Source organism: Vibrio sp. V03_P4A6T147 (genome assembly GCF_002241085.1).
Taxonomy (GTDB): Bacteria; Pseudomonadota; Gammaproteobacteria; order Enterobacterales; family Vibrionaceae; genus Vibrio; species Vibrio anguillarum.
In genome coordinates this window covers 1-4,579 of record NZ_NDIO01000132.1, presented here as the reverse complement: position 1 = coordinate 4,579, position 4,579 = coordinate 1, and the positions used below count along the sequence as shown (strand labels likewise).

Genomic DNA, 4,579 nt, shown 5'->3' with positions numbered 1-4,579 from the left:
AAATACAGGCAACTTGCTTTTCCGTTGCCTAGGACATTTTATGAATAATGATATTGAAAAAGATTTCAATTTAGGCGGTAATGTAGAGCATGCGCTCAAGGGAGATTACGAGCTAAAAGTCAACGCCGTGCTCAAAGAGGCATGGGATTGTACGATCAAGCAATTTATCTCCTTTTCTCCTTCCATCGTGATTCTTTTATTTGTGCAGCTTGCGATCTTCTATATTGCTTTAAAATTGCAACTGGGTGATCCATCACTAATCTTGGATGCGTTAGAAACACCAGAAGCTTTCACAGGCAATATTGTACAAGCTATTTTTGTGGCTAATTTTAGCTATGAGGTCGTTAGTGCACCTATTTATGCTGGCGTGAGCTTAATGGCGATGAGTCATGTCGCTGGGTTAAGAACACAGCCAAGACATATAGGTAAGGGATTACAGTTCACCATCCCAGTGATTTTAGCAACGCTATTCAGCTTATTACTGCAAGGTGTAGCAGGAATGATTTTCCCATTGCTATCAATGTATTTGAGTATTGCGTTTAGCCAATCCATCTTATTGATCTGCGAAAAACGGGTTCCACCTATGCAATCACTGCTATTATCCTTACGCGCAGTCAATAAAAAAATCGTTCCTATTGCCGTGATTTATTCCGTGATCATGCTGATGTTCGTTGCCGCCGCGCTCTTTTATGGGATAGGTTTCATTTTTGTATTACCTTTCTTCTTCCATGCTAAAGGGATTATTTATCGTAATATGTTCGGCATCAAACTAAAGATCATAGCGACTAATCAATCCGACAATAATCCAAATTCTCAGGTGTTCAATGCGTAAAATAATCTTACTTACCGCCATCTCGCTCGTGGTTGTGAGTTGCAGCGTTTATTACGTCAAGCAAACCTCAACTGAGACGACTTACAAAAGCGACATTCCATCTTTGCAAGGTGCTAGAGCTGTTGGAAAAGCGCCTGACTTCTCAGCCATCGATGATGTGAATGAGAAAAAGCATGCTTTTTTTTCTTTCTTAAAACCAGGGATAGCTTGGGAAAATTTACGTGTTTTGCGAGAGCGTGAAATATTAGAGAGGATTGCACAACATCATCTAAGCAATCAGATAGCCAAAAGTGACTATAGTGAGGCGCAAAAACTCTCTAAGCGATATGAAGTACCGATTCCTGCAGAAGGCATCACTAGCGCATGGCTAGAAAACATGCTTCATCGAGTTGACGTTTTACCCGAAGCGTTAGTCTTGACCCAGGCAGCGAATGAATCGGCTTGGGGAACCTCTCGCTTTGCAATTGAAGGAAACAACTATTTCGGTCAATGGTGTTACAGTGTAGGGTGTGGGTTGGTACCTTTGCAACGCGTGGAAGGTATGACTCACGAAGTGGCGAGTTTTGGTTCTGTTCAAGAGTCAATCCACGGTTACTTCATGAATGTTAACCGCAACTCCGCTTATCATGATTTACGAGAGATTCGTTTTCGATTAAGAAAAAATAATGCCGATTTATTGAGTGCCGACAGTGCCATGGAGATGACCAATGGCTTACTGAAATACTCAGAGCGCGGAGAAGCTTATGTGCAAGATCTTCAATCTATGATGCGTCACAATCAGCCTTTCTGGACAGAATAATAATGAAAAAAAGAACACTTACCTTATTACTGACAACGCTATGCCTTGCTAACGCATTTCCCGTTAACGCTCAAGAGTATATGTTTACATACTCCAAGTTGTTTTCAGCAATGAAAAATAACGTGAAAGAAGAGTACCCTAATGTCAAAGTCGCTTATTATTTCCTTAATGCCAATACCAAGCAGCTCTGCCCAATAGAGAAGGCTTGGATGGAAAAAGAAAAGCACTATGAAGCGTTGAAAGTCAGTAGCAACCACGAACTACTACTTCCTTTAGACGATCATTTACGGCAAGCGAATCCGTTAGTGTTTGTCGATACTCCTCAAGATATGCGTTGTGACTTTTCGACTGTTGTTATGGCAAAAGAACAGTTCAAAGGAGAAATATCTTACCAACAGGTCGCCATCTTATTACCTCAGATGCAAAAATTACTGGAAGAGCTCGGCGGGATGTTTGCGAGTTGGTTCACACCCGATGTTTCTGGTGTCACACTCGAATTTGCCAATAATTTGAATTCGGCCATTCAGTTGAGTAACGGCGAAACCATTAACATAGAAAATGGCAAAGCCCAAGTGGATCTCAGTCAACTGGGTGAAGGTGGATCGATGCAGTTACCACAAGAAACGGTTCGCGTGTTACCTTATCTTCCCAAAGCGAAACATTAGACATGTTGGGCTAATATCAATAGGGCTGCATTCGCAGCCCTTACTCGTTTTATCTTTGTAGGAATATCAAAGATTGGTGACATCCAACTTCAAACTAGGATCAAACTCCATCACGCTATCCTCATCTTCGAGCGCTAGGATTGGCATCTCTTCTTTATCAAAACCAATGTCGCCACCATTAATAACGCCTGAATCACGGTTAATCGACTTAAAGTCAAACAACTTGAAATCAGCCAAATGGCTAGGCACTACATTTTGCATTGCACTAAACATGGTCTCGATGCGCCCAGGGAACTGTTTATCCCAGCCATTTAGCATTTGCTTAATGTTTTGACGTTGCATGTTTGGCTGAGAGCCACATAGATTACATGGAATAATCGGATACTCTCGCATGTTCGCATATTTGATAATGTCTTTTTCACGACAGTAGGCTAGAGGGCGAATTACCACATGTTCACCGTTATCAGACACAAGTTTAGGTGGCATTCCTTTGATCTTTCCACCATAAAACATGTTCAAAAATAGCGTTTCTAGAATGTCGTCACGGTGATGGCCTAACGCAATTTTCGTCGCACCGAGTTCTTTGGCTGTACGGTACAAAATGCCGCGGCGTAAGCGTGAACAAAGTGAGCAGGTGGTTTTCCCTTCAGGGATCTTATCTTGAACAATAGAATACGTGTCTTCTTCGACAATTTTATATTCAACGCCTAGCTGCTCTAAGTACTGCGGCAGAATGTGTTCAGGAAATCCGGGCTGTTTTTGATCAAGATTCACGGCAATAAGCTCAAAGCTAACAGGGGCACTTTTCTGAAGGCTCATTAGAATATCCAGCATGGTAAAGCTATCTTTACCGCCAGAAAGACATACCATAATACGGTCGCCATCTTCAATCATATTAAAGTCAGCAATGGCTTGACCCGTATTACGACGGATACGCTTCTGAAGTTTATTGAAATTATATTGTTGAGCTTTGGTGCGCTCTTGAATTTGCTCAGTCATCAGTGTCTGGTCTTTAATCTTTAAACAAAATAAAGTGCGTATGATACGGATAAATAGCGCAGATGCCAGATCTAACAAGTAAGGAAGATAAAAAATCCCCCTCGTCTATGACAAGGGGGATCGATGATAGATCGGGCCATTTTAAATAGAGGTTTTAGGATCTAAAGGGCTCACGTAGCCATGCGGCTTTAATGCTAAAACATCACAGTTAATTTTATCAATGACTTGTTCTGCCGTGTTGCCAATAAATACTGCCCCCCCATAACCCTGTACGCCCCGTCGTACCAAGAATAACCATCGCCGCATTGAGCTTTTCAGCAGCTTGAGGAATGACGTCTTCAGGCAAGCCTTGCTCTACAAGTGTTTGCGATTCATCTATACCATGCTTTTGTCGCAATGCTTTCATTGCCATCAAGTGGTGACCACGAACAGCATCAGTGTAGGTCATTGGATCAAACTCGGGCAACTCAATGGTAATATTCGCAGGCGTAATAGGGTATGAATTCACCAGATAAGGCGTCGCACCTAAACGAGTGGTGAGGCTTTTTAGTTGTTCAACCATGCAATCATTTAAATCAATATGAGCCGGATTTTCTGACCCCACATGTACCGAAGCGATTATATTCGCATTCTGTGGCCAATCTGAATTTTTAACCAATAGCACTGGAGTTGGGCATTTACGCAATAAGTGCCAATCTGTCGGTGTAAAAATAACGGATTCAAGGACATCATGCTTGCGCGTCCCTTTGATCAGAATGTCATGTTCTCCGTAAAATATCTCAGCAATAATCGCTTCATAAGGGCGGTTATGCCACACCACTTTTACTTCAAATTGGATCGAACTATCAATATACGGTTCAGCTACTTTCCTCATCCATTGCTCGCGCTGATGGATAACACCACGTCGCATAGCATCACGTTCATCAACAGAGAGCATCGACGTCATGTCATAAGAGAAATCATAAATAGATAGGAAAAATGTAATGTGGCTAGAAGACGTGCTTTGCTGTGCTAACTGTATGGCTCTGGCAAGGGCGGGTTGTTCATCGTGGTTGATGTCAGCAACCACCAGAATCTTGCTATAAATACTCATATCGACTCCTTAATTATGGAGGAGGGCGTTAGAGTTACTTTAGCTCATAACCAGCGAGAATTTTAGAAAAAAAGAGAGTTTTTAACAGAAGTATGACGTAGCTCATTTAAGAGCTACCTCATTGAAGTTACTTAGTTTCTTTAGATACGCCTGCCAGTTCCATCAGTTGGTCATGGTCAAGGATTGTGATG

The 4,579-nt window shown here is 42.0% G+C and carries 4 protein-coding genes and 1 pseudogene; 3 read left to right on the top strand and 2 right to left on the bottom strand.

From position 1 onward, the window contains the following. The first annotated feature begins 40 nt into the window (after nucleotides 1-40). Genes B9J84_RS05005 through B9J84_RS04995 form a run of 3 tightly spaced genes read left to right on the top strand, consistent with a single transcriptional unit; the run spans nucleotide 41 to nucleotide 2,296 of the window. Entirely contained in the window at nucleotides 41-832 is a 792-nt protein-coding gene (locus B9J84_RS05005) for a hypothetical protein (RefSeq protein WP_094123675.1), read from the top strand. Continuing rightward, nucleotides 825-1,631 (top strand): glucosaminidase domain-containing protein, encoded by an 807-nt coding sequence (locus tag B9J84_RS05000; RefSeq protein ID WP_094123674.1) that lies wholly within the window; start codon nucleotides 825-827, stop codon nucleotides 1,629-1,631. The genes B9J84_RS05005 and B9J84_RS05000 overlap by 8 nt, the downstream gene beginning before the upstream one ends. Before the next feature lie 2 nt (nucleotides 1,632-1,633). After that, entirely contained in the window at nucleotides 1,634-2,296 is a 663-nt protein-coding gene (locus B9J84_RS04995) for a DUF2987 domain-containing protein (protein ID WP_094123673.1), read from the top strand. A 66-nt stretch (nucleotides 2,297-2,362) separates the two neighbouring features. On the opposite strand, the gene ttcA is transcribed toward B9J84_RS04995, so the two are convergent. Together ttcA and uspE are read right to left on the bottom strand one after the other, a co-directional pair. After that, entirely contained in the window at nucleotides 2,363-3,295 is a 933-nt protein-coding gene (ttcA, locus tag B9J84_RS04990) for a tRNA 2-thiocytidine(32) synthetase TtcA (RefSeq protein WP_013856889.1), read from the bottom strand. A gap of 141 nt (nucleotides 3,296-3,436) precedes the next feature. Continuing rightward, nucleotides 3,437-4,388: pseudogene (uspE, locus tag B9J84_RS04985) on the bottom strand (universal stress protein UspE). Nucleotides 4,389-4,579: the final 191 nt, after the last annotated feature.